Annotated in this window: 1 pseudogene; it reads right to left on the bottom strand. The window is 59.2% G+C overall.

Features of this window, described 5'->3' with window-relative positions:
* Positions 1 to 37: 37 nt before the first annotated feature.
* A pseudogene (locus FQ182_RS29635) lies at positions 38 to 947 on the bottom strand (IS3 family transposase); the annotation flags it as partial.

A 947-nucleotide genomic window follows, 5' to 3' on the forward strand; every position in this document is an offset into this window, starting at 1 on the left:
TGGATTTGCCCCTACAAAACCGGACACCAACTCCCTGTTAAATTGGTGCTGCCGCCAAGCGCCTGAACTCCCTCGGTGAGCGATAGTTCAAAGCGCTGTGCGGATGCTGCTCGTTGTAATGTTCAAAGGCAATTGCCAGGTTGCGCAACGCCGTTTCCCGATCCGGTTTGGGCATATGCGCCACGTAATCGCGCTTGATCGTCTTCACGAAGCTCTCGGCCATGCCATTGCTCTGCGGGCTGCGTACCGGGGTGGTCACCGGCTGCAAACCGATTTGTCGAGCAAACAGGCGCGTCTGTTCGGCGGTGTAGGCCGAGCCGTTATCGCTTAGCCATTGCACCGGTGTTGTGGGCAGTTGGTCGCCAAAGCGCTTTTCCACGCTTTCCAGCATCAAGTCGCGGATGTCATCGCCGCTGTACCCGGTCGGGCTCGCGACCCAGCCGATGGCTTCGCGATCACAGCAATCCAGGGCGAAGGTCACGCTCAGTTTCGCGCCGTCCTCGCAGCGGAACTCAAAGCCGTCCGAGCACCAACGCGTATCGCTGGTTTTCACCGCAATACGACCTTCGTGCCGACGCGGCACGCCGGGCTGTTTGATTCGGCGCTCAAGCAGCAAGTTGTGATCACGCATGACCCGGTAAACCCGCTTCACATTGATCGCCGGTAGCGACTGGGTTTCACGGGCGCGACGCAGTAATCCCCAGACGCGGCGGTAGCCGTAGCTGGGAAGCTCGCTGACCTGTTGCTGGATTTCAACCACCAGATCAGCATCGTCCACAGGCCTGCTTCGCCGTACTTTGGGCGATACCGATTGCTTGATTCGAACCGTTAATTGCGAGCGCGCTACACCGAGACATTTGCTGACCAGCTTCACTGGTCGTCCCCCGGCAACAAGGGTGAGTGCGCAATCCATTTTCGCGACCGGGCGATCTCCACGGCCTCTTTGA

The sequence above is a fragment of the Pseudomonas sp. ANT_H4 genome, assembly GCF_008369295.1.
GTDB lineage: Bacteria > Pseudomonadota > Gammaproteobacteria > Pseudomonadales > Pseudomonadaceae > Aquipseudomonas.